Genomic DNA, 23,319 nt, shown 5'->3' on the forward strand with positions numbered 1-23,319 from the left:
TCATTCTTCGCCTGCGAGAACCCTTCGATCATGTGTCTTCACCGAGGGCGTAGCGCGCAGCGGCGGCACGAGGTGCACCCTGGCCGTCGCGATGTCGAAGAACAACCCCACGAGCTGCAGCTTCCCGGCTCTGACCTGCTCGTCCACCTTCCGGTACGTCCGCAGGTTCTCCAGCTGCTGCTGCACGTTGACCCGGCACAACACATCCAGGGCCCCGCTGTGCAGCCGATCGCCTTCGGTCTCGATGAACGTGGCCAGGCTGTGGTGGCCGTGCCGCAGCCACCGTCGCAGCCCCGGCAGGCTGCCCGCCTGCACGCCCGCGCTCAGCAGCCCCGCCATGGCTCCGCACCCGGAATGGCCGCACACCGTGATCGTGTGCACGCCCAGCACCTGCGTCGCGTACTCGATCGCCGCCACCACCGAGTCGTCGTGCGGCTCCGACCCCCTGCGCGGCACCAGATTGCCGATGTTGCGCACCGTGAACAGGTCGCCGGGCCCGCTGGCGGTGATCAGGCTCGGCACGATCCTGGAGTCCGCGCACGTGATGAACAGATGCGACGGCTGCTGCTTGCGGGCCAGCTCGGTGAAGATGGGCTTCACCAGCGGCGCCGTACGCCGGTGGTATTCGCGCGCACCGCGGGTCAGCTGGCACTCCACCTGCGTGACCCCGCCGTGGGACGACGGGGTGCGGCCGCCGAGGCGGCGGTGGCGGTGCGTCCACGGCAGCCACCACCGGTCCGGCGCCACCGGCGGCGACTTCACCGGGAACATGCGCACCCCACTGGCCGCCAGCGTGTACCACTCCTCGTGCAGCTCGTCGATGTCGACCGTGCCGCCCATCCGCTCGTGGTGCAGCCGCCAGGAGTGAATGGCCTCGAAGGCGGCGTTGTCCATGAAGTCGATGTTCAGGTCCAGGTCCACGGGCGTGCCCGCGGGCAGCGCCCGGAGCTCGTGCGTCAGCCGCGGCACGCCCAGAAACGTCAGCGACCCGGAGATCGTCACGCGCATCCGGCCGTCCCTGTCCTCGTGCTTCAGCACGGTGACCCAGGTCAGGCGGCGCAGCGCGAGCAGCGCGGCCAGCGCCAGCCCGGCCAGCACGCCCTCGGCCAGCCCGAGCAGGATCACGGCGACCAGCGTCACCACGTAGACCGGCACCTCGCCGTGGCCGTGCACCTTCTTGACGTGGCCCAGGTTCACCATCTGCACGCCGATGAACACCAGCAGCGCCGCCAGCGCCTCCATCGGGATCAGCGTGATCGTCCAGCCGAACCCGAGCGCGAACACCAGCACCCACACCCCGTGCAAGATCGTCGAGCCGCGTGTGCGCGCTCCGGCGTGCACGTTCGCGGTGCTCCGCACGATCACCCCGGCGACCGGCAGGCCGCCCAGCGCGCCGGTGACCATGTTGGCCACACCCTGGCCGGTCAGCTCCTGGTCGAGGTCCGCACGGCGACCGCCGTGCAGGCCGTCGACCGCCACGCAGCACAGCAGCGACTCGCACCCCGCCAGCAGCGCCACCAGCATCACCGCCGCCACGACCAGGTGCCAGTCGCCCTGCGGAAGCACCGGGAAGGCCCACTCGGTGAGACTGTCGGACAGGTCGACCCGGGTGACGTCCCAGCCGAAGGCCCATGCCGTGACCGCCGCCACCAGCAACGCGGCCAGCGGCGCGGGGATCACCTTGGCCTTCTGGGGCAGTCGCGTCCACGCCGCCAGCACCGTGATCGTGAGCAGGCCGACCGCGACCTTGTGCCCGTGCAGGTCGGCGATCTGCCCGGGCAGCTCCATCAGGTTCGCCACGGCCGAACGTTGCGAGCTGCCGCCCAGCACCACGTGGAGCTGGGACAGCGCGATGATCACACCGACCGCCGCCAGCATGCCGTGGATGACGGCCGGCGACACCGCGAGCGCCGCCCTGGCCGCCTTGAAGACCCCCAGCACGAGCTGCACGGCTCCTGCCAGCAAGGTGATCATGCAGGTGGCCCGCCACCCGTACGTGTGCACCAGATCCACGACCACCAGGGACAACCCGGCGGCGGGCCCGCTGACCTGCACGGCCGAGCCGCCGAGCGCGCCCGCCACGATCCCGCCGACCACGGCGGCGATCAGCCCGGCGGCGAGCGGCGCCCCCGAGGCCATCGCGATGCCCAGCGAAAGGGGCACCGCGACGAGGAAAACCACGAGCGAGGCTGGCACGTCATGCCGGAGGGTGCCCAGCCAGCTACTCTTCGTGTCGCGGAACATGGAGCAAACCCTAACGCTCCACCCTCCGCGCTTTAGCTGCGTCACATGGGTTTTACGTATTCATGGCGCCGATGATCAGCGGTAGTAGTCGTGCGGATAGTCCGGGTCCGAGGGGCGCCGGTGACCGCCGCCGTTGCCGTTGCCGGGGGAGGCCTGCGACTGGTTGCCGAACATGTCGCCGCCGTATCCCGGCCAGGTGGACTGGGCGCCGTTCTGCGCCGGCGGCTCGGGCCACGCGGCGCCGGGGGTGGTGGTGATGTCGCCCGTCTCGTACGCGGGGTACGAGGGCAGGGGCGTCGGCGCCGACAACATGTCGTCGTGGTTGGCCGAGACCGCCCTGCGGGGGGTGGTCGGGGCGCCGGTGTCGGGGGTCGGGCCGGTCAGCGGGTCGGAGTCGTCGGCCACCGCCCAGCCGGGGCGCACCTCGTAGGAGGTGGGGTAGGACGAGCGGCTAGCGGGCTGCTCGAACGCCGGCCAGGAGGTCCCCAAGTCGTAGGAGGGGGCCGCCGCCGGGGCGGGGTCGTCCAGGATGTCCGGCGAGGGGCTGGCGGGCCAGGAACCCGACGGGGTGGGCGTCGGCGGGGTGGTCCAGGTGGTCTCGAGCGGGTCGGCCGCACCGTTGTAGGCGGGGAACGGGTCGCTCGTCGGGGCGCCGTGGATGGGCGCGGGCTGCGCGATCGGGAACGAGCCGCTGGATGTCGGGCCCGCGGCGGGGAACGAGCCGCTGGATGTCCGGCTCGCGGCGGGGAACGAGCCGCTGGATGTCGGGCTCGCGGCAGGGAAGGACCCGCTGCCGTTCGCCGGGGAGGCGGGGCGGGAGGCCGGGACGACCGGCTGGGCGCCCAAGCCGAGGATGCTCATCACGTCGGCCGTCGGGGCCGCGAAGGTCACGGTGCGCTGATCGGCCAGGTCGGCCTGCGAGGGAGTGGCGCGCTTGGCGGGCTCGACCAGGTCGGCGAGGTTCGACGCCGCGGCGGCCGCGGGAACCTGGCGCTGCGGCAGCGGGGCTTGGACGGTGGTCGCGTCGGGGTCCACGGCGGCCACGGGCTGCGGCGCGGCCTTGCGCTCGCTGCGCCGCTCAGGGCGGCTCGGGGGTTCGGCGGCGCGCTGCGGCTCTCGCTGCCGGTCGTCGGGACGGGCCGCGGCCTTTCTGGCCGCCACGGTGCCGCCGGCGCCGAAGTTGCCCTGCTCCGCGTCGCTGCGGATGTTGGCCCAAAACTCCTCGTCCTCGTCGTCCGAGGTCGGGTTGCCCCACTCGTCGACGCCACGCCTGCCACGCTGGCCGGTCCGCACCGGTTTCGGCGCTTTGGGCGCGTCAATGGGGCTGAAGTCAGGACTGAAATTGTTCATCCGCGGCTCGTGCGCGGCGAACTCGTCCGTCGAGCGCGCGTGGGTCTGCTCCTCCTTCTCGGCCATCTCCTTCAGCCGTTCCGGAGGCAAGGAGCTCTCCCGCCTGTTCATCGAACGCATGCCCAGTGCCACGACGACGAGCACGAGGAGCACGACGGCGACCAAACTTACGATAACCGCAGTCATTGCACCACCCTCAAAGCCATGGCCTCCCTCTGGCATCGGTGAGATCGCGCGGCCATCGACGCGACCTGCCCCCTTTGATCACCAATGCCTAACAATTGGATCTGATTGTGTCGGACCACTATGAGCGTTGTCACACCCTACGTGAAGAATTGGTACACCGTATTACCTGCGGTGTTCGGTCTCTCACTCGATGTCAACGGCTGTGAGTCGGCCGCGGGCTATGGTCTGGTCCGCGATCTGCTTCAAGATCGTGGGGAGCGGGTCGCCCTCCTGGACGTCGACCTTGCCGTTCAACGTGTAGACCGTGAAGCGGTAGCTTCCCGGGTCGCATGGAGGGTCATAACCCACTTTTCCGTTGGTCGACCTCGCCTGCTTGATCCCGTCGTCCGGGGGGTCCTCGGAGGCACCGGGGCCCAGCTCGGTCGTGGTCGCCGGGATGTTGTAGACCACCCAGTTCACGGTCGCCTTCGACGACGCTCGCGAGTCGACCACGATGGCGATGGACTTGGCCTCGGACAGCGGCTGGCTCGACCAGCGCAGCGGCGGGCTGACCTGGCCGCCCTGGCAGGAGTATTGACGCGGCAGCGGCTTGCCGTCGCGCAACTCCGGGCTCGAGACGTTGATCTCTGCGATCTCCTGGGCCTGGGATCTGCCGATGAAACTGCCGCAACCTGACAGCGCGAACGCCGCGACCACCGTCGTCACACTGACGGCGATGCGTCGCACGAGTGATGCCGTGTTACACAGCCCCATGCCGGACGATGCTACGCGGATCTCGGCGGTGCACAGACCGTTTCTCGATGGTCCGTGCTCGGTAAAGGATCCGAAATCAGCCAGAATGGAGGCATCTGGAGAGTGAGCTTGACCACACCTGTGTCCTGCGCCCCACCCGTCGCGTCGAATCGGGGCGGGCCGGGGGACCCTCCCTGGCCTGCTGCGTCGCGGGGACGGAACGGCGGGCGAGATGTCGCACAGCGACCCGACAAAACGGACACTCGTTTCGGTCGTGATCCTCGGCAAAAACCAGGTGCGCCAGCTGTGCGGACGGCGGCTGCCACGTTACGTGAGGCGCTCGCGCTGCGGTGCGGTCCCGCGCTTGCCCCGGGCCTGGATGGCACGAACGTGGCGCCGCCGACGCGGCCTTGCTCGACAGCCTGCGGCCGGCCGCCACCGAGCATGGCACCAGGCCCTCGGCCCCGGCGGGCAGACACGCCGCCGCGCTCGCCGGATCTTTACCGCCCCCGCGGGCCGATCACTTCGCTGGAACGGCGGCCTAAGCTGGCCTTGTGACGTCAACAGGCCCGCTACGCGATCCGGCGAACCGCGTCTCGCCCAAGGCCGTGCGCCTGTGGCTGCTCGAGGCGCTGGTCGCCTTCGTGTTCTTCCTGGGCGGCTCGCTGCTGGTGTCGCGGTGGGTCGGCGGCAGCGGGTGGTCGTGGGTGCCGGACTGGTTCGCCGCGAACTCCTGGCTGCTGCCTTTGGCCGTAGTCGTGGTGACCCTGCCGTTCCTGGTGGCCGAGCCGTTCGTCCGCTACGCCGTGCATCGCTGGGAGCTCTCAGGCGACGTCGTCTACGCCAGGTCGGGGTTCCTGACCAGGGAGTGGGTCTTCGTGCCCGTGAGCCGCATCCAGACGGTCGACAAGGGGCAAGGGTGGTTCGAGCGGATGCTCGGGCTGGCCACGCTGGAGATCCGCACCGCGTCCCATGCCGGCTCATCGACGATCAAGGGCCTGGACTACCAGGTGGCGGCGGGCCTGGCCGAGCAGCTGGCGCACCGGGCCGAGGCGCTCAGGGATGACGCCACATGACCGACCCCGGACCGCCCCGCGGCGACTCCGCGCCCGGCGACGGGACGGGCGACACGTCGCGGGCGGCAGGCGACGGGCAGCCGGCGCCTCCTCCTCTCCCCGTCCGGGCGCCGTTGCGGCTGAGCCCGAAGGTGCTGCTCATCGATCCGGTCCGCATGTTGCCCTCGCTGCTCCTGCCCCTCCTCGGCGTGCTGTTCGTGGGCGGCTTCTCGGCCAGGTCGTACGGCTGGGCCATGCTCGGCATCGTCGGCACCGTGGTGTTCGCGATTGTCCGGTGGGTCACCTTCACCTACGAGATCGCCGGGGACCGCCTGGAGACGAAACGGTCGCTGATCAGCCGCTCGGTCCGTACCATCCCGCTGGAGCGCATCCGCGGCGTCGACGTGTCCACGCCTCCCATGCACCGCCTGCTCGGCCTGGCCGTACTCAAGATCGACACGGGTGCGAGCGGAGGTGACGAGGAGGCCGAGCTCGACGGGGTCACGCGGCAGGAGGCCGACCGGCTCAAGGCGCTGCTGCTGCGGCGCGCGGCCCGGCAGGAAGGTCCCGTGCCCGAGACCGCGGCGGCCGGGCCCGCGGAGCGGGCGATCGTCAGGGTGCCGCGCAGGTGGCTGCTGTACGGGCCGCTGTCCGGCGCATACCTGCTCACCCCGTTCGCGCTGGCCGGCGGCGCCGTGGGGCTGGCGTTCCAGTGGGGGGACGAGCTGGGGTTCGGCCGGGACGCCGCCTGGAACGTGGGCCAATGGCTCTGGGACCGCCCCTACCTGCTGCTGATCGCGGCGGTGCTGCTTGTCATGGCGATGCCCATCCTCGGCGGGCTCATGTACGCGGTCTTCAACTGGAACTTCGAGCTCAAACGCCGCGATGGCTACCTGGTGGCGGAACGCGGGCTGATCAACCGGCGCAGCGTGTCGCTGGAGTCGGCGCGGGTGCGCGGCTACGAGATCGTGGACGGCCTCGCCGAGCGGTGGGCCGGGGTCGTGCGTGTGTGGGCCATCGTGACGGGGCTCGGCGACTCGGAGACCCGAGGGCAATTGCTGCCCGACGTGCCGCGCCCGGTCGCGCACCAGGTGACCGGGGACGCGATCGGTCCCTACACGGCCGCGCTACGCCGTCATCCGCCGGTGGCGCGCAACCGCCGCCTGTTCAGGGCCGTCTTCCCGTGGGCGATGATCGCGCTGGTCAGCGGTGTGGCGGCGTGGGCGACCGGCATGATGGTGTGGTGGATCCTGCTGGTCCTGTCGCTGCTGCTGGCCGGGGTGGGGATCCCGCTGGGGCTCGACAGGTACGCGTCGCTGGGGCACGGCTACGACGGGGTGCGGGTGGCGGTGCGGTCGGGCTCGCTGCGGCGGTCCCAGGCCGTGGTCGAACGCCGGGCCGTGGTGGGGTGGCGGCTGCGGCAGACGTGGTTCCAGCGGCGGGCCGGGGTGCTCACGCTGATCGCCGGCGTCGGGGCCGGCAAGGGCGGGTACGAGGCGCTCGACGTCTCGGAGGCACAAGGGGCGGGCTTTCCCGCCGAGGTGACCCCGGAGTGGCTCGCCCCGTTCCTGAACCCGGCACCCCCAGAGCCCCCGTCTTCCGCCAAGCCTCGGACGCCGCCCACAGGGTTGGTCTGACCCGCCGCCGCGCGCATCACGCCCTGAACACGGCACCGCCAGGCCAATGGCCCGGCGGAAGGCCTCGATGGCGGGTCGGTGGAGAGGTCAGTCCTGGCGGCGGGCGCCGAACATGATCTCGTCCCAGGTCGGGACCGAGGCCCGGCGGCCACGGGAACCCTTGCGCGTCTGCCGGGCGGCCGGCGCAGGCGGCGGGGAGGGCACCGGCACGGCCTGCTCCTCCTTGGCCTCGTCCTTGCCTGCCCGGGCGGCCGGCACCTTGGGCGCGGCGGGGCCGGGCTTCGGCTTGGGCGCAGGCGGCTTGGTCTCCTTCGCCACCTGCTTCGACTCGCCCGGCTTACCCTCCGCGACCTTGGAACCGCCGGCCTCCGCGGCTGGGGAACCGCTGGCCTCCGTGGCTTGAGAAGCGCCGGCCTCCGTGGGCTGGGGAGCGCCTGGGTCCTCGGCCGTGACGTCCGCCGCCGGAGCAGTGGCACCCGCGGGCTCGGCAGCGTCCGCGCCGGGTGAGGCGGTGGCCGGTGGGGCGGTGGCGTCGGTTTCAGCGGGCGCGGACGCCTCGGAGACGGGCGCGACGTCGGAGGGCGTCATTGCAGCTGGTTGAGCGGCGGGAACGGCCTCGGCAGCGGGAACCGGTCGATCGTCGTCGGCGACCGGCGCCTCGGTGAGCGGCTGACTTTCGGTGGCCGGCTGACTTTCGGCGGCTGGCTGGCTCTCAGTCGTCGGCCGGCTCTGGGCGGCTGGCTGACTCTGGGTGGTCGGCTGACTTTCGGTGGCCGGCTGGCTTTCCGTGGCGGGCGGAGGGCCGTCGGCGGCTGGCCGAGCGTCGGCGGTCGACTTGCCGTCGCTGGTCGCTTGGCCGTCGCCGGTCGCTTGACGGTCGGCCGTCGGGCGCGGGTCGAGGGTCGGCTGGCTCTCGGTCGTCGGCCGGCCGGTCGTCTCGGGCTCGAGCGCCGTGTCGGCTGCGGGTGCCGTCTGCGAGACCGCCGCAGCCTGTGCGGCGGCTGCCGAGGCGGAGGCCGACTCGACGGCGGCGGTCTGCGCGGCAGGCTGAGACGCCGTGACCGGCTGCTCCTGGACGGTCACTGCTTGCTGTGCGGGAGGCGGCTCCTGTGACAGGCCGGTGGCGTCCGCAGGAGCCTGCGCCTGCGGCGGGGTGTGCTGGCCGGCGGCAGCATGCCCCTCCGCGACGGCGCGCGGCTCCTCGGCGGATGCCTGAGGAGCGGGGCGGACGTCCGCAGGGACGGCAGGAGCGTAGATGGAGTCGGTGTCGTGCTCGCCCGGGTCGCGCTCGGCTGAACGGCCGGAGCCGAAGTCGGGCAGCCACGACGAAGACCCGCCGCGACGCGAGGCCGTCTCGCCGGGGCGGGCATGACCGGTTTCGCGGGCAGGCGTCTCAGGCCGGATGGAGTCGTCGCGCGATGGCGAGTCCGGGCGGAAGGAGCCGTCGCGGGACGGCGGTTCCTCGCGGAGGGTGCTCTCGCGAGACGGCGGTTCGTGGCGGAGTGTGGTCTCGGGGGATGGAGGGGCCACGTCGCGGGGCGGAGCGGCGCGCTCGAAGGGAGCGGCCTCGCGGGATGGACCGTCCGAGGCCCGCGTGTAACCGGTCTCCGAAGACCTGGGCGGCGGGTTGTAGCCGACCGCCGGCTCTTCGGGCTCGCGCCGCGCCGATGGGAACGGCACGGCGTCGGAGGCGAGCGGCGGCACCGGCTGCAGCTTGGCCACGCGCGGCGCGAACGGTGTCACCGTCGTGTCCTCGACGACCGGCGGCTCCGGGTCGAAGTCGGCCGACGACAGCCGCATGGCCTCGTCGCCGTACGGCGTCACATGCCGCTTGCGCGGGTCGAAGAGCCATTCGGCGTGCCGCGTGTGACCGTTCCACACGTAGCCCAGCTTGACCCGCCACAGCCCGTCGTCGCGCTTGGCGGAGTCCCAGTCGATCTCGTCGGTGGGCACGCCGCGTCTGGTCAGCCGCTCGGCGACGAGATCGCCGAGGGTCGGCCCCGGCGCGGTTTCGCCGGGCATGCGCACAGCGACCCGCTGCGCCTGTTGAGCGACGTACTCCCGCTCCTGCAGCACCGGCCCCTCGAACCAGCGCACGCGCTCGACCGGGATGCCGGCGGTCGCCGCGATTTCCTCTGCGGTCTCACCGGCGCGAATGCGGGCCTGGATCTCCTTGGGGCGCAACGGACTCTCCACTTCGATCTCGTACTGGCCGAGACGGGAGAAGTTGCCGCGGACGGCAGCACGGAGCCGGTCGTCCACGGGAAGCGTGAAGCGCGTACCTCGCCCGGCAGTCGCCAGCACGAGGTAGGTGCCGTCCTCACTCACCGCGACGAGTCGGAGCTCCTGCATGCGAGTCCCTTCGTCAGCGTCGTCGCCATTCTTCCCCCGGACCCTTGAGTCTCTCGCGTGTGCCGGTTGCCTGCCAGCACCGTACCCGGCATGTCCGAACATCGCCTTCCTGGGATAGCCCCGGGGCGATGTGACGCCAGTCACATTTGACGAATCCATGCCTCTAGAGCCCGCCGTTGCGCATGAGGAGGTTAAATGCCCTGGCTGGGTTCTGGCGAATCGCGCCCGTGGCGTCGACCGGCCGGTCGGGCTCGGCGGCGACGGGGCGCAGGGCGAGTCCTGAAACAGGCGTCATGGCCAAGGGGACGGCGGTCGTGGCGGCCGTCGCCACGGCCGCGGCGAGGTATACGGAGGGCAGGCCGAGTCGTCGGGGCACGAGTGACGAGGGTGCAGGCCGCGCGTGTCATCCGGGAGGCCGGACACGCGTTCCCGGCCGTTCGCGAGGCAGTTCTTTACCGAAACAACGACGACCCTAGCCGAGCACCAGATTCAGGTAGTCGTTGGTGAACAGGCGGCGCGGGTCGAGCCGGTCGCGCAGCGCGGCGAAGTCGGCGAAGCGCGGATAGACCTTGGCCAGGTAAGCGGCGTCCCTGGTGTGCAGCTTGCCCCAGTGCGGCCGGCCGTCCAGCCGCACCATGATCTCCTCCACGCCCTCGAAGTACGCCGGATTCGGCGTCGGGCGGTAGATATGGCAGGCGATGTACGCCGAGGCCCGCCCGTACGCGGTGGACAGCCAGGCGTCGCTGGGCGGCGTGACCCGCACCTCCACAGGAAAGGTGATCATCCACCCCATGCGGTCGATGAGGTCCCGCGTCTCGCGCAACGCCTGCGCCAGGCGCTCGCGCGGCACGGCGTACTCCATCTCAAGGAAGCGCACGTCCCGCCGCGCCGTGAAGATCTTGTACGAGGTGTCGACCGACTCGGAATCCCCCAGCGCGGCCGCGCTCGCCACGTTGATCCGCGGGATCAGCCCGGGGAAGCGGGCCCCGGTCGCGCAGGCCGCGCCGAACACGGTGTTCTCCAGGAACACGTTCTCCAGCCAGCGCTTGACCGCGCTCGGCGGTGACGCGGGACCGGGATGCCGGTTGTTGGTCTTGACCAGGCAGGCGTCGGTGTGCGGCAACCAGAAGAAGTCCAGGTGCTCGTTCGCGGAGGTCAGCTCGTCGAGGGAGTCCAGGATCTCGCCGAGCGCCATCTTGCGCCGCCTGTTGTGCAGCAGGAACGCGGGCTCCACCCGGAACGTCACGGCCGTCACCACCCCGAGCGCGCCCAGCCCCACCCGGGCCGCGTCGAACAGGTCGTCACCGGGGGAGGCGGTGGCCACCGACCCGTCGGCCAGCACCAGCTCCAGCTCGGCGACCTGGTCGGCGAGCCCGCCGCTGTCGCGTCCGGTGCCGTGGGTGCCGGTCTGGATGGCGCCGGCGACGGTCTGCTCGGTGATGTCGCCCATGTTGGCCAGCGCCAGCCCATGCTCGCCGAGCAGTTCGTTCAGCGCCCGGAGCGGGGTGCCGGCCAGCACGGTGACGCGGTCGTCCGCCTGTGACCTGATGCCGGTCAGCGCGTCGGGGCGCAACATGATGCCGTCGGTGAGGGCCACCCCGGTGAAGGAGTGGCCCGTGCCGACCATGCGGACCCGCCGCCCGGAGGCGGCGGCGTCGTGCACAGCGCGTACGACGTCCGCGACGGACGCCGGAGCACGCACTTCGGCGGGGCTGCCCGACTGGTTCTTCGCCCAGTTCGTGAAGACCATGAGCGCCCCTTAAAGAAGAGTCTCGTTCCAGTGAACGTGAACGATACTCAGTTCTCCCAGCCCGCGGGAACCGGGAAAATGTCGCCGGGCTCGAGGTTCTCCTTCTTGACGATGTCGGACACCGTCACGAGGTGGTAGCCCTTGTTCTGCAGGGTCTTGATGATCGACGGCATGGCCTCGACGGACTGCTTCACCCAGTCGTGCATGAGGATGATGCCGTCCTGCTTGGCCACCTCGAGGGTCTTCTTCTTGATGGACTCGACGTTCTTGGTCTTCCAGTCCTCCGAGCCGCCGGTCCACAGGATGATCGGCATGCCGAACTCGGCGGCGATGTCGGAGACCGTCAGGTCGGCCATCCCGTACGGCGGCCGCAGCAGCTTGGGCTCGACGCCCGCCGCCTTCTTGACCTCGTCCTGAGTCTTCTTGATCTCGGCCCTGACGTCCCAGGGCTCGATCTTGGTGAAGTCAGGATGCTTGTAACTGTGGTTGCCCAGCTCGTGGCCCTCGGCGACCATGCGCTTGACGTAGGTGGGGCGGCTCTTCACGTATTGGCCCTCGAGGAAGAACGTCGCCTTGGCGTTGTGCTTCTTCAGCGTGTCGAGCAGGACGCCCGCGTACTTGCCAGGTCCGTCGTCGAAGGTCAGCGCGATGCACTTGACCTGCGTGCAGTCGACCGGAGCCTTCTTGGGCGCCTGGGCTAACGCGGGCGATGGGGTGAGGGTGACGCATACAGCCGCGATTGCGAGAAGTGAACTGATCTGTCGGGACATGAATAAAGCTTCCATAGTGATGGATGTTGCGAGGGATGTCCCGACGGTAGCGGATCAACTCTTCGCGGGTGAAGGTGCCTCGGGGACTCTCAGGAAACCCGAACCTCCAAGTCCCACGATCACGGCGAGGAACGCGGCGCCCAAACTGAAGATGTAAGCGTTGGACGCGCCGTACATCTCGGTGAGCCGGCCGCCCGCCCACGCACCGATCGCCACCCCGAAGCCCAGCGCGGTGGAGATCCACGCCATGCCCTCGGTGAGCAGCGACGGCGGCACCAGCCGCTCGGTGAGCGAGAACCCGGTGATGAGCGTCGGCGAGATCGCGAACCCGGCCAGGAAGAGCGCCCCCGCCATGACCCGCGCGTCACCGATGAACACGATCGGCACCAGCCCCAGCGCGAACACGCCCAGCGCCCGCACGAACCGGCCCTGCAGCGACATCCGCCAATGTCTGGACCCGAACCAGAGCCCCGACACCATCGACCCGCCGGCGAACGACGCCAGCAGGAACCCCGCGGCCGCCTTCACCCCCTCCTCCTCGGCGAACGCCACGGTGATCAGATCCACGGACCCGAACACCGCCCCCATCGCCAGGTAGACGCACGACAGCAGGGCGATCGCGGGGATCAGGATGGGCGTGCCGCCCCCGGACCTGGCCGGCTGCACGGGCGGCTGCGTACGCCGCTGCGTCGCCAGCGCCAGGCAGCCGACGAACATGAAGACCAGCGCCACGGCGAGGCCCATGTACGGGCTCACCCCGGTGGCCAGCACCGTGACCAGGGCGGGACCGGTGACGAAGATGACCTCGTCCACCACGGACTCGAAGGCGAAGGCGGTGTGCAGCTTGCTGGAGCCGCCGTGGATGACCGACCACCGGGCCCGCACGAGCGAGCCCACCGACAGCGACGTGGCCCCGACCACCAGGCCGGAGGCGTACAGCGTCCAGTCGGGCAGTCGCAGGCCGGCGCTGAACAGGAGCGCGGCCAGCCCGAGCGCGTTGATCACGGCGAACGGCGGGATCACCCGGCTCTGCCCGAACCGGTCCACGAGTCGCCCGGACAGCGGGGCGCCGATGGCGAAGGCCACGTTGGTGGTGGCGGCGACCGCGCCGGCGGTGGCGTAGTTGTCGGTGAGCGCGGAGATCAGTAAGACGATCCCGATCCCGATCATCGACATCGGCATGCGCCCGACAAATCCGGCGAGCACGAACGCCTTGATGCCAGGCCCATTGAACAGCCCCCGGTAAGGCCCGACCACCCTGTTTCCTCCTTACTTACGCCAGCTAACCATTGCGCAACCGATGTCCGGTAAGCAAGTGGATATTTGGCTGGCTGGACTAACGTGTCCCGAGTGTCCGGTCTTCCCACCTTCCGTGCGGTCATGCTCATGGTCATCGCGGTGCTGGCGGTCACCGCCGCAGCCGGTGGAATCGTCGTGTTCCTGGACGGTGACCTGCTCAAAACCGCTCAGGAGCCGGTACGCAGGCCGACCCGTCAGCCCACGGCCGCCCCCCGCCTCGACCAGCTCGTACCCCACGCGGAGCCGGTCAAGGATTTCGGCGCCGGTGGGCCCGGCGTCACCTCGACCCCGCCGCGGGTGCTGGCGATCGCCCCGTCCGCCGTGCCCAAGCAGACCAGGCTCAAGCTGGGCGAGCTGAAGCACGTGCAGAAGGTGACCGTCGTCGACGCGGGCGCGGTCAAGGTCTCGGGCACCGCGCTGAACCTGCTGGCCGTGGACCCGGCCCACTTCCGCTCGTGGACCCCGCAGCCGGTTGCCGACCAGCCGGCCGTGTGGAGCGCGCTGGCCAGGGGAGAGCTGGTGGCGGACACGAGCGCGATCAGCAGGTTCGGGATGATCCTGGGCGCCATGTACCAGGTGGACGGCGGTCCCACGCTCCGCGTCGCCGCCTCCGCCCCGCTGGGCCTGCGCGGCGTGGACGGGCTGGTGGGCGCCGACCTGGGCAGGTCGCTGGGGTTCGCGCCGGGGGTCGCGGTGCTGCTGCACGGCAAGCCAGGCACGATCAGCGAGTCGGGGGTGCGCAAGGTGCTCGGCAAGGACGCCCAGGTCGTCATGCTGGACTCGGCCGCCCGTGCCCCGAAGCGGGACCAGCCGAGCCCGCAGACGGTCAACGTGGGCCGCCCGGGCAGCTACCTCGAGCTCTACAAGGCCTCCGCCACCCGCTGCCCCGGACTGTCGTGGACGGTGCTCGCCGCGATCGGCCAGGTCGAGAGCAGCCACGGCCGCAACAACGGCCCGTCCAGCGCGGGCGCGCTCGGGCCCATGCAGTTCATGCCCGCCACCTGGAAGGCTTACGGCGTGGACGGCGACGGCGACGGCAAGGCCGACATCTGGAGCCCGTACGACGCGGTGCCGGGCGCGGCCAACTACCTGTGCGCCAACGGCGCGGGCAAGGGCGGCGAGAAGCTACGCAAGGCGATCTGGTTCTACAACCACTCCTGGGACTACGTGAACAAGGTCATGGGCATCGCCGAGGCCTACGCGCGCACCTACGCCTGAGGGCGACGGCGGGGCGGCGGGCAGCAGGTGAGGGCGCAGGGGACCGGCTCGGGCTCGTCCATCAGCTCGCGCACCATCCGCACGAACCGCGGGTGCGTGCCCGCCGTCGCCGCCCGCTCCAGCGGCAGGCCGATCTCCGCGGCCACGTCCCTCGCCTCGGTGTCGAGGTCGTAGACGACCTCCATGTGGTCGGAGACGAACCCGATCGGCACCAACACGACCGCGTGGGCCTCCGTCTTGCGCAGATGGTCGCAGACGTCCGGCTCCAGCCACGGCACCTGCGGCGGGCCGCTGCGCGACTGCCACACCAGGTCCCACGGCCCGGTGCGGCCGAGCTCCTGGTTGACCAGCTCGGCGCTCCTGCGCAGCTGCGCCTCGTAGAGGCCGCCGGACGGGCCCGCGGTCTCGGCCATCGACACCGGGATGCTGTGCGCGGTGAACACGAGCCTGGCGTCGTCACGGCCGAGCCGCTCCAGCGCCGCCCGCGTGTGGTCGGCCATGGCGGCCACGAACCCGGGGTGGTCCCCGAAATGCCGCATCTTGATCAGCTCAGGACCGTCCTCGACGGAGATCCTGGCGATGTCCTCGTAGTATTGCCGGCAGCTGGAGTAGCCCGCGAACGCCGAGGTCGGGAAGACGGCCGCCTTGCGGATCCCGTCGGCCTTCATCCGGCGCACGGTGTCCTCGCCGAACGGGTGCCAGTTGCGGTTGCCCCAGTAGACCGGCACGTCCACGACCGGGCGCAGCGCCTCGACCAGGTCGCGGTTCTGCTGGTTGATCGGGCTGACCCCGCCGAAGCTCTGGTAGTGCTCGGCCACCTCGAGCAGCCGCTCGCGCGGCACGCCGCGGCCGCGCACGACGTTTTCCAGGAACGGCATCACATCGTCGGGACCCTCGGGGCCGCCGAACGACAGGACCAGCAGAGCGTCGTAATCTCCCACGTGACCCACCTTATTCGGGAGTGCTCATAGTCCCGGGCGCGCGGTAGGTTCGGGTGAGTGAGCGCATTTACCGACATACGTGAATATGTGGCCATTCCCCGGGTTCTCTCGCTGCGGCTCTCCCCTGACGGCTCCAGGCTGATCTCGACAGTCCAGTCACTCAACCCCGACGGCAAGTCGTACGGCACCGCGCTCTGGGCGATCCCGCTGGACGGCGAGCCCTACCGCCTCACCCGCTCCGCCAAGGGCGAGTCGGCCGCCGTCTTCACGGCCACGGGCGATGTGCTGTTCACCTCCGCCCGCCCCGACCCCACCGTCAAGGACTCCACTGATGAGGTCCCCGCGCTCTGGCTGCTGCCCCGCGCCGGCGGCGAGTCCCGGCAGGTGGCCACCAGGCCCGGCGGGATCAGCGGGATCCGCACCGCGGGTGACGTGGTCGTCTTCGCCGCCGACGTGCTGGACGGCGAGGAGGCGGCCGAGGAGGACAAGCGCAAGGACCGCAAGGAGGCCGGGATCAGCGCGATCCTGCACGAGGGCAACCCGGTCCGCTACTGGGACCACGACCTCGGCCCCGGCCGCACCCGGCTGTTCGCCGCGCGGCTCGGCGGCGACCGGCTGGAGGACGTGCGCGACCTGACGCCCGACGCGGGCGACGCGCTGCGTGACGCCGCGTTCGAGCTGACGCCCGACGGCGCCGGTGTGATCACCACGTGGCGGGCCTACCTGCCGAAGGGCGAGACGCGTACCGACCTCGTCGTCATCGACGTGGCCACCGGTCAGCGGCGCACGCTGCTCAGCGACGACGCGCACGACTTCGAGGGCCCCATGGCGATCTCCCCGGACGGCACTCGCGTGGCCTGCGCCCGCGATCGGCACACCGGGTGGGACGTCTCGGCCAGGAACGAGCTGTGGATCGCCGACCTGGCCACCGGCGAGGGCCAGGCCTACGCGCCCGACCTGTTCCCCGGCGACCTCGAGTGGGCGCCGGACTCCTCGGCCATCTACGTGGCGGCCGACCACCAGGGGCGCCGCCCGATCTTCCGCGTCCCGCAGGACGGGGAAGTGACCAGGCTCACCCGGGACGACGCCGCCTACATCGGGCTCAACGCCTCCGCCGACGGCCGCTTCGTGTACGCGCTGCGCAGCGCGGTCAACCTCGCCCCCGCCCCCGCCAGGATCGACGTGACCACCGGCGAGATCACCGACCTGCCCTCGCCCGCGCCGCGCCCCGACGTACGCGGCACGCTCACCGAGATCTCGGCCACCGCCGACGACGGCGCGACGATCCGCGGCTGGCTCGCGCTGCCCGAAGGCGCCTCCGCCGCCGATCCGGCGCCGTTCCTGCTGTTCATCCACGGCGGCCCCGTCGCCTCCTGGAACGACTGGCAGTGGCGCTGGCAGGCCTGGATCATGGCCCAGCACGGTTACGCCGTGTTGATGCCGGACCCGTGCCTGTCCACCGGTTACGGTCAGGACATGATCGATCGCGGCTGGGGCAACTGGGGCCCGCGCACCCAGGCCGACCTCGACGCGATCGTGGACGTGGCCCTGGCCAGGGACGACATCGACAGCGAGCGCATCGCCGCGCTGGGCGGCTCGTTCGGCGGCTACATGGCCAACTGGCTCGCCGGCCACACCGACCGCTACAAGGCCATCGTCACCCACGCCTCACTGTGGAACCTCGACCAGTTCGCCGGCACCACCGACGCCCCGATGTACTGGCAGCGCGAGTTCGGCGCGCCCGGCTCCGAGCGATACGAGCTGCTGTCCCCGCATGTCGCCCTCGACAAGATCACCACGCCGATGCTCGTGATCCACGGCGACAAGGACTACCGCGTGCCGATCGGCGAGGCCCTGCGCCTGTGGTGGGACCTGCGGCGCACCGAGGTCGACGCGAAGTTCCTGTACTTCCCCGATGAGAACCACTGGATCCTGAAGCCGGGCAACATCGTCGCCTGGTACGAGACCGTGCTCGCCTTCTTGGGCCAGCACGTGCTCGGTCAGGAGTGGAAGCGCCCGGACTCGGTGGCATGATGGCTGATCTCATGGGCTCGGGAGTTCCGCTGCCTTCGTACTTCCTGAGACTGGCCGAGGACATCGCCCGCGAGGCGGGGGACATGCTGCTCGCCAAGCGGCCCACGATGTCGGAGGAGATCGAGACCAAGTCGAGCCCCACCGACGTGGTCACCGCCCTGGACAGGGCCTCTGAGGAGCTCATCCGCGCGCGCATCCAGGCCGCCAGGCCCGGCGACCGCATCCTCGGCGAGGAGGGCGGCGAGGCGCCGGGCGAGTCGGACGTCCGATGGATCGTCGACCCCGTCGACGGCACCGTCAACTTCCTGTACGGCCTGCCGGACTGGGCGGTGTCGATCGCCGTCGAGGTCGGCGGCCAGGTCGTGGCCGGCGTGGTGAACAACCCGATGCGCGGCGAGGTCTACACCGCCGCGCGCGGCGAGGGCGCCTGGCTCGGCGGCGAGCGGCTGCGCTGCAACACCGGGGTTCCGCTGGCGCAGGCGCTGGTCGCGACCGGGTTCGGCTACGGGGCGGCCAGGCGGGTGGTGCAGGGCCAGGTGGTGGCGGCGGTGCTGCCTCGGGTGCGTGACATCAGGCGCGGCGGCTCCTCCGCCATCGACATGTGCTCGGTGGCGGCCGGGCGGGTGGACGCGTACTACGAGCGCGGCATCAACCCGTGGGACTACGCCGCCGCCGGCCTGGTGGCGACCGAGTCCGGAGCCAGGCTCGGCGGGCTGCGCGGCAAGCCGGTGAGCCCCGAGTTCGCCGTCTGCGCCGCACCCGGGCTGTTCGAGGAGCTGCACGACCTGCTGGTGACGCTGGATCCCGAGCGCGACGCGTGAGCTGACAGGGGAAACGGCCGGAGCCAGGGGCTCCGGCCGTTTCGCGTGGCTAGCGGGGCAACGCGATGCCGTGATCGTCCGCCAGTCGGCGCAGGTCCTCGATCTCGGCGGTGAGCGTGTCGGCGAGGTATTCGTCGCCGACGCTCCGGGCCTCCCGAAGGCCTTCATAAGCCTGGTCGAGGCGGTGTTCGATCGTGGTCGTGAACTCGCCCATCTCACCTTCTCTCTAGGGGTTCGGTCCGTGTCCGGGCGATAGGCGCCCATTGCCGGTCGATGTCCTGGCAATGGGTGTCCCGCAGGCATACCCCGGCTCATCGCCCTCCGAAACATGAATTTCTCTGTGCCCCGCCTCCCCTGGCCGTCACCAACCCCTGAACATGCCTTACCGTGCGCTTATCGAGGCTGTGGGCAGAATGAGTGCCCAGAATCGGAGAGAGGTGTATCAGGCGTGCGCGTGCTGGTGGTAGAGGATGAGCGGGTGCTCGCCGACGCGATCGCGACTGGGCTGCGGCGCGAGGCCATGGCGGTGGACGTGGCCTACGACGGCGGTGGCGCGCTCGAGCGGACCTCCTACATCGACTACGACGTGATCGTGCTGGACCGTGACCTTCCGGTCGTGCACGGGGACGAGGTGTGCCGGCAGCTGGTCGAGCAGCGTTCCGCCTCGCGGATCCTCATGCTGACCGCGTCGGGCGACGTGGACGACAAGGTCGAGGGGCTCGGTCTGGGGGCCGACGACTATCTGGCCAAGCCGTTCGTGTTCATCGAGCTGGTGGCCAGGGTGCGGGCGCTCGGCCGCCGCTCGGCGCCCGCCCTGCCGCCCGTGCTGGAACGGGGCGGCATCCGGCTGGACCCGGGCAAGCGGCTGGTGGAGCGCGACGGCAGGGAGGTCGTGCTGACCAAGAAGGAGTTCGCGGTCCTGGAAGAGCTGATGCGCGCCGAGGGCGCCGTGGTCAGCCAGGAGGACCTGCTGGACAAGGCGTGGGACGAGAACATCGACCCGTTCACGAACGTGGTCCGGGTGACCATGATGACGCTGCGGAAGAAGCTGGGCGAGCCTCAGGTGATCGAGACTGTGCCCGGGGTTGGGTACAAGCTGTGACTGAAGGGCCAGAGCGCCAGACCGGGCCGACGCATCCGATGATCAGCCCGCATTCGGCGCGCAAAGCAGCACGTGTGGAGGAGGCGCCGCCGCCCAGCGGGCCGCCCGCCTGGGACGGACCGCCGCCGCCTGAGCACACGCCGGTCCAGCGCACCACGATGGAGCGGGTGAAGGCGCTCCCGGAGCGGGTCAGCATCCGCTGGCGGCTGACCATGGCCTACAGCCTGCTGTTCTTCGTGGCCGCGGCCGCCCTGCTCTACTCGATCTACGCCATCGTCGGCAGGGCGATCGCGGAGGCGTGGCTGCCGCTGGACACCTCCCAGCTCGACGCGATCTCGGCCGCGATCATGCAGAACCGGTGGAGCGCGGCCAGGGAGCGGGCCGTGGAGAACGCCCAGAGCACGTTGTTCAGCAGCTCGCTGATGGCGCTGCTGGGCGTCGGGATCCTGGCGATCATCCTCGGCTACTTCGTGGCCGACCGGGCCATGCGGCCGGTGGCGCAGATGACGACCACGGCGCGCAAGCTCTCGGAGAGCACGCTCGCCCACCAGCGCATCGACCTGCAGGGCCCCAACGACGAGCTGAAGGAGCTGGCCGACACCTTCGACGCCATGCTCACCAGGCTCAACATCGCCTTCGACACCCAGCGCAGATTCGTGGCCAACGCCTCCCACGAATTGCGCACCCCTCTCACCATTAACCGGACGGTCCTGGAGATCGCTCTGTCGGATCCGGAGGCGTCGGAGGATCTCAAAGCGCTCGGCCGTACCCTCTTGGAAGTCAACGCGCGTAACGAGAAGCTCATCGAGGGGCTGTTGCTGCTCGCCAGGAGCGAGCGCGAACTCGCCGTACGCAAACCGGTCGACGTCCGGGAAGTCGCTCAGACGGCCGTGGAACAGCTCACGCCCTTCGCCGAGGAGCACGGCGTCACCCTGACGACCGAACTGGTCAGCGCGCCTACCATAGGCGATCCCGTGCTCTTGGAGCGCTCCGTCAGCAACCTGCTCGAGAACGCGGTCAAGTACAACATTCCTGAAAATGGAAAAGTCTGGATCCGGACGGGAATGGTGGACGGTGTCTTGGTTGTTCAGGTGGCCAACATGGGGCAACATGTCCCGGCATACGAGGTGAACAGCCTGTTCGAGCCGTTCAGGAGGCTCAACGCCGATCGCGTGGATTCGGCCAAGGGAGCGGGTCTCGGGCTGTCCATCGTCCGTGCGGTCGTACAGGCGCACGGCGGAAACGTGGCCGCCGTGCCCAGAGATGGCGGAGGACTTGTGGTGACGATTCGGCTGCCGAGGCGCTGACCGCGGTTGGTCCTGGAACGTTCGTCAGCGTGTTGATGGACGGGGGGAGTCTCGTTCTCGCCGTACATGTGGTTGGATGTGCCGTCGAACACGGTGGTGCATGGCGCCAAGGCTGTGGGTTTCGCCATATTTGGCTAACCATTGCCGACGGCAGCAGGCCCTGACGTGTTGGGAGGTTCGTTGTCCGTTCCGGCGGGGTACCCATGGGAAATCTCCCCGGGCGGAACGGGCACAAGATGGGTCTCCTGGACGTTAGTAGAGCGCGCAACGAGCGCGAAGACTTATAGATGAGGGGGATGGAGTAAGCACAATGGCTACCGACTACGACAGCCCGCGCAAGACAGACGACGACCTGGGGGAGGACAGTCTCCAGGAACTGCAGGCGCGACGCACCGACAAGTCGTCTGGCAGCATCGACATCGACGAGACCGACCTGGCCGAGTCGCTTGAGCTGCCCGGTGCGGACCTGTCGAATGAAGAGCTCTCCCTGCGGGTGATTCCCCGCCAGGCCGACGAGTTCACCTGCTCGCGCTGCTTCCTGGTGCACCACCGCAGTCAGCTGGCTTCTGAGAAGAACGGCCAGCAGGTCTGCCGGGAGTGCGCCGCCTGATCGCCGTGGCTCAGGGTACGACAGCAGCGAGCCGGCGAACCCTGAGCGGTCGACAATGAGGACGGAGGCATCGCGTGGCCGTACCGGAGAACGACCGTCAACAACCGGGCAACGAGATCGCCGACCCCGACAAAGAGGTCGGCGAGCTCGTCGGTAAGCTCGCCGAGCCCGGTGAGCTCGAGCCGGCCGAGCGGCGCAGGCTGCTCGGCCGTCTAGCCCAGGCTCTGTCCGCGGGAGCGAAAAGGGCACGCGTGACCGGCGCGGGCCGGGGCCGCTGGCTGGCAGACGTCTTCCTCAACATCGCCCCGCGCATTCCGATCCGCGACCTGCACACCCTCTCCGAGCATCATCACGGCCTGACCGGCGAGCAACTCGCCGACGACCTGGTGCGCACGGCGCAGAAGGCCACGATGACGGTGGGCGCCATCGGCGGAGCGCTCGCGGCGGCCGAGTTCGCCGCACCACCTCTCCTGCTCTCCGCCCCCGCGCAGCTCGTCGCCGAGACCATCGTCGTCGCCGCCATCGAGGTGAAACTCCTGGCCGAGCTGCACGAGGTCTACGGCGTACGCGTCGAGGGCACCGGCACCCAGCGCGCCTTCGTCTTCACCTCCGCCTGGGCCCGACAACGCGGGATCGACCCCCTCGCTCCCGCGTCCGTCTCCCTCGCCTTCGGCGCGGCCGCCAAGACCGCCCTGCGTAACCGCCTCCTGCGGACCCTCGGCCGCCATCTGACCACGCTCGGCCCGTTCCTCACCGGGGCGGTCGCGGGCGGCGCGCTCAACAGGGCCGCCACCAAGAGGCTGGCCGAGGCCGTGCGCAATGACCTGCGCGGCAGGCTGCCCCCGCCGCCGCGCCGGGACGAGCTATCGCCGTAGGCCGCCGAAGGCCATCTTGACCAGCGCGTCGGCCAGGTCCTCTGCCGAGGCGCCCGGCACCGGCCGATACCACTCCGCGATCGAGTTGACCGTGCCGAACAGCAGCCGCGTCAGCAGCGCCGGGTCCACGTCAGGGCGGACGGTCCCCTCCTCCGCCGCGGCCCTGACCAGCCCGCCGACGAAAACGTCGAACTCCTGCCGCCGCTCCAGCGCCGCCACCTCGGTCGCGCTGTTGCCGCGCACCCTGAGCAGCAGCGTCACGTAGGGCAGCCGGTCGATGAGCAGCCGCACGCTCTGCCGCACCACCCACTCCAGACGGTCGATCGCCGGGCCCGTGGCCGCCCGCTCGTCGGCGGTCAGCTCGAACAGCCCGTCCAGCGCCCGCTCGAGCGCCCGCGCCAGCAACTGCTCCTTGCCCGGCACGTGGTAGTAGATCGCCGACTTGGTGACGCCGAGCGCCCTGGCCAGGTCCTCCATGCTCGTCCCGTCGTAGCCGCGCTCGTTGAAGACGCCCACGGCGATCGACAACACGGACTCGGGATCATGTCCGCGCCGGCGCGAAGGGGTGGAGATGGGGGTAACCATATGCCTAATTATCCTGATGCGAGTCAGTAACCCGTCTCAGCTCCCGGCTCCGGCCGCGGAACTCCGCGACCACCTGTCCGTCCGGCCCGCGTACCGAGATGTCGTAGATGCCGCTGCGGCCGTAGCGGGTCCGCTCGGCGGCCTCGGCCACCAGCACGTCGCCCTCGCGGGCGGGGGAGACGAACGTGATCTCCGCGCCCGCCGCCACCGTCACCGGGCCGCGCGTATTGCACGCGCAGGCGAAGGCCGTGTCGGCCAGCAGGAAGACGTAGCCGCCGTGGCACAGCCCGTGCCCGTTGATCATCTGGCCGGTCACCGTCATGCGGCACACCGCCCGGCCCTCCGCCAGCTCCGTCAGCTCGATGCCCAGGGCCGCGGAGGCGGTGTCGGCGTCCATCATGCGACGCGCGCTTTCCAACGCAGGTCTCCCTTGTCAACTGACCGAATGTTC

At 70.4% G+C, this 23,319-nt stretch carries 21 protein-coding genes; 9 read left to right on the forward strand and 12 right to left on the reverse strand.

All coding sequences use genetic code 11. The annotated features are described in order from the left end of the window. From OHA25_RS27980 to OHA25_RS27990, 3 genes are all read right to left on the reverse strand, one after another. Positions 1-2,244 (reverse strand): bifunctional SulP family inorganic anion transporter/carbonic anhydrase, encoded by a 2,244-nt coding sequence (locus OHA25_RS27980; protein WP_327590431.1) that lies wholly within the window; start codon positions 2,242-2,244, stop codon positions 1-3. A 75-nt stretch (positions 2,245-2,319) separates the two neighbouring features. Then, the gene (locus tag OHA25_RS27985) at positions 2,320-3,747 is read right to left on the reverse strand and encodes a hypothetical protein (RefSeq protein ID WP_327590432.1); all 1,428 of its coding nucleotides are present in this window, start codon (positions 3,745-3,747) and stop codon (positions 2,320-2,322) included. Positions 3,748-3,963: 216 nt separating this feature from the next. Continuing rightward, the gene (locus tag OHA25_RS27990) at positions 3,964-4,506 is read right to left on the reverse strand and encodes a YbhB/YbcL family Raf kinase inhibitor-like protein (protein ID WP_327590433.1); all 543 of its coding nucleotides are present in this window, start codon (positions 4,504-4,506) and stop codon (positions 3,964-3,966) included. A gap of 560 nt (positions 4,507-5,066) precedes the next feature. On the opposite strand from OHA25_RS27990, the gene OHA25_RS27995 reads away from it, so the two are divergent. Together OHA25_RS27995 and OHA25_RS28000 are read left to right on the forward strand one after the other, a co-directional pair. Beyond that, positions 5,067-5,588, forward strand: a complete 522-nt coding sequence (locus OHA25_RS27995; RefSeq protein WP_327590434.1) for a PH domain-containing protein — start codon at positions 5,067-5,069, stop codon at positions 5,586-5,588. Beyond that, entirely contained in the window at positions 5,585-7,204 is a 1,620-nt protein-coding gene (locus OHA25_RS28000; protein ID WP_327590435.1) for a PH domain-containing protein, read from the forward strand. The genes OHA25_RS27995 and OHA25_RS28000 overlap by 4 nt, the downstream gene beginning before the upstream one ends. Before the next feature lie 87 nt (positions 7,205-7,291). Here OHA25_RS28000 and sepH read toward each other — a convergent pair whose 3' ends face one another. The 5 genes from sepH to OHA25_RS28025 all read right to left on the reverse strand — a co-directional run bounded on the left by sepH (position 7,292) and on the right by OHA25_RS28025 (position 13,333). Further along, the gene (gene sepH / locus OHA25_RS28005; protein ID WP_327590436.1) at positions 7,292-9,556 is read right to left on the reverse strand and encodes a septation protein SepH; all 2,265 of its coding nucleotides are present in this window, start codon (positions 9,554-9,556) and stop codon (positions 7,292-7,294) included. A gap of 163 nt (positions 9,557-9,719) precedes the next feature. Further along, the gene (locus tag OHA25_RS28010) at positions 9,720-9,932 is read right to left on the reverse strand and encodes a hypothetical protein (RefSeq protein WP_327590437.1); all 213 of its coding nucleotides are present in this window, start codon (positions 9,930-9,932) and stop codon (positions 9,720-9,722) included. 96 nt (positions 9,933-10,028) lie between these two features. Continuing rightward, positions 10,029-11,306: a D-arabinono-1,4-lactone oxidase gene (locus OHA25_RS28015; RefSeq protein WP_327590438.1), complete on the reverse strand. Its 1,278-nt coding sequence runs from the start codon at positions 11,304-11,306 to the stop codon at positions 10,029-10,031. A 47-nt stretch (positions 11,307-11,353) separates the two neighbouring features. Then, the gene (locus tag OHA25_RS28020; protein WP_327590439.1) at positions 11,354-12,076 is read right to left on the reverse strand and encodes a polysaccharide deacetylase family protein; all 723 of its coding nucleotides are present in this window, start codon (positions 12,074-12,076) and stop codon (positions 11,354-11,356) included. 54 nt (positions 12,077-12,130) lie between these two features. After that, positions 12,131-13,333, reverse strand: a complete 1,203-nt coding sequence (locus OHA25_RS28025; RefSeq protein ID WP_305922366.1) for an MFS transporter — start codon at positions 13,331-13,333, stop codon at positions 12,131-12,133. 93 nt (positions 13,334-13,426) lie between these two features. Between OHA25_RS28025 and OHA25_RS28030 the strand changes: the two genes are divergently transcribed. Then, positions 13,427-14,593 (forward strand): lytic transglycosylase domain-containing protein, encoded by a 1,167-nt coding sequence (locus OHA25_RS28030; protein ID WP_305922367.1) that lies wholly within the window; start codon positions 13,427-13,429, stop codon positions 14,591-14,593. Here OHA25_RS28030 and OHA25_RS28035 read toward each other — a convergent pair. After that, positions 14,584-15,534: a ferrochelatase gene (locus OHA25_RS28035; protein WP_327590440.1), complete on the reverse strand. Its 951-nt coding sequence runs from the start codon at positions 15,532-15,534 to the stop codon at positions 14,584-14,586. The genes OHA25_RS28030 and OHA25_RS28035 overlap by 10 nt on opposite strands. Positions 15,535-15,591: 57 nt before the next feature. Between OHA25_RS28035 and OHA25_RS28040 the strand changes: the two genes are divergently transcribed. Beyond that, positions 15,592-17,568, forward strand: coding sequence for a S9 family peptidase (locus OHA25_RS28040; protein WP_327590441.1), 1,977 nt, complete (start codon positions 15,592-15,594; stop codon positions 17,566-17,568). Beyond that, positions 17,565-18,389, forward strand: coding sequence for an inositol monophosphatase family protein (locus OHA25_RS28045; RefSeq protein ID WP_327590442.1), 825 nt, complete (start codon positions 17,565-17,567; stop codon positions 18,387-18,389). Before OHA25_RS28040 ends, OHA25_RS28045 begins: the two co-directional genes overlap by 4 nt. 49 nt (positions 18,390-18,438) lie before the next feature. Here OHA25_RS28045 and OHA25_RS28050 read toward each other — a convergent pair whose 3' ends face one another. Continuing rightward, positions 18,439-18,603, reverse strand: coding sequence for a hypothetical protein (locus tag OHA25_RS28050; protein ID WP_305922371.1), 165 nt, complete (start codon positions 18,601-18,603; stop codon positions 18,439-18,441). A gap of 234 nt (positions 18,604-18,837) precedes the next feature. On the opposite strand from OHA25_RS28050, the gene OHA25_RS28055 reads away from it, so the two are divergent. The 4 genes from OHA25_RS28055 to OHA25_RS28070 all read left to right on the forward strand — a co-directional run bounded on the left by OHA25_RS28055 (position 18,838) and on the right by OHA25_RS28070 (position 22,283). Next, the gene (locus OHA25_RS28055) at positions 18,838-19,491 is read left to right on the forward strand and encodes a response regulator transcription factor (RefSeq protein ID WP_305922372.1); all 654 of its coding nucleotides are present in this window, start codon (positions 18,838-18,840) and stop codon (positions 19,489-19,491) included. A 38-nt stretch (positions 19,492-19,529) separates the two neighbouring features. After that, complete coding sequence (locus OHA25_RS28060; RefSeq protein WP_442942206.1) at positions 19,530-20,798, forward strand: sensor histidine kinase; 1,269 nt, start codon at positions 19,530-19,532, stop codon at positions 20,796-20,798. 310 nt (positions 20,799-21,108) lie between these two features. Beyond that, positions 21,109-21,408, forward strand: coding sequence for a DUF4193 domain-containing protein (locus tag OHA25_RS28065; protein ID WP_020542847.1), 300 nt, complete (start codon positions 21,109-21,111; stop codon positions 21,406-21,408). A 74-nt stretch (positions 21,409-21,482) separates the two neighbouring features. After that, complete coding sequence (locus OHA25_RS28070) at positions 21,483-22,283, forward strand: hypothetical protein (protein WP_327590444.1); 801 nt, start codon at positions 21,483-21,485, stop codon at positions 22,281-22,283. Here OHA25_RS28070 and OHA25_RS28075 read toward each other — a convergent pair. Continuing rightward, the gene (locus OHA25_RS28075; RefSeq protein WP_327590445.1) at positions 22,272-22,868 is read right to left on the reverse strand and encodes a TetR/AcrR family transcriptional regulator; all 597 of its coding nucleotides are present in this window, start codon (positions 22,866-22,868) and stop codon (positions 22,272-22,274) included. The two genes, OHA25_RS28070 and OHA25_RS28075, sit on opposite strands and share 12 nt — an antisense overlap. 4 nt (positions 22,869-22,872) lie before the next feature. Beyond that, complete coding sequence (gene paaI, locus OHA25_RS28080; protein WP_327591053.1) at positions 22,873-23,268, reverse strand: hydroxyphenylacetyl-CoA thioesterase PaaI; 396 nt, start codon at positions 23,266-23,268, stop codon at positions 22,873-22,875. Positions 23,269-23,319: the final 51 nt, after the last annotated feature.

Source organism: Nonomuraea sp. NBC_00507 (assembly GCF_036013525.1).
In the GTDB taxonomy this organism is placed as follows: domain Bacteria; phylum Actinomycetota; class Actinomycetes; order Streptosporangiales; family Streptosporangiaceae; genus Nonomuraea.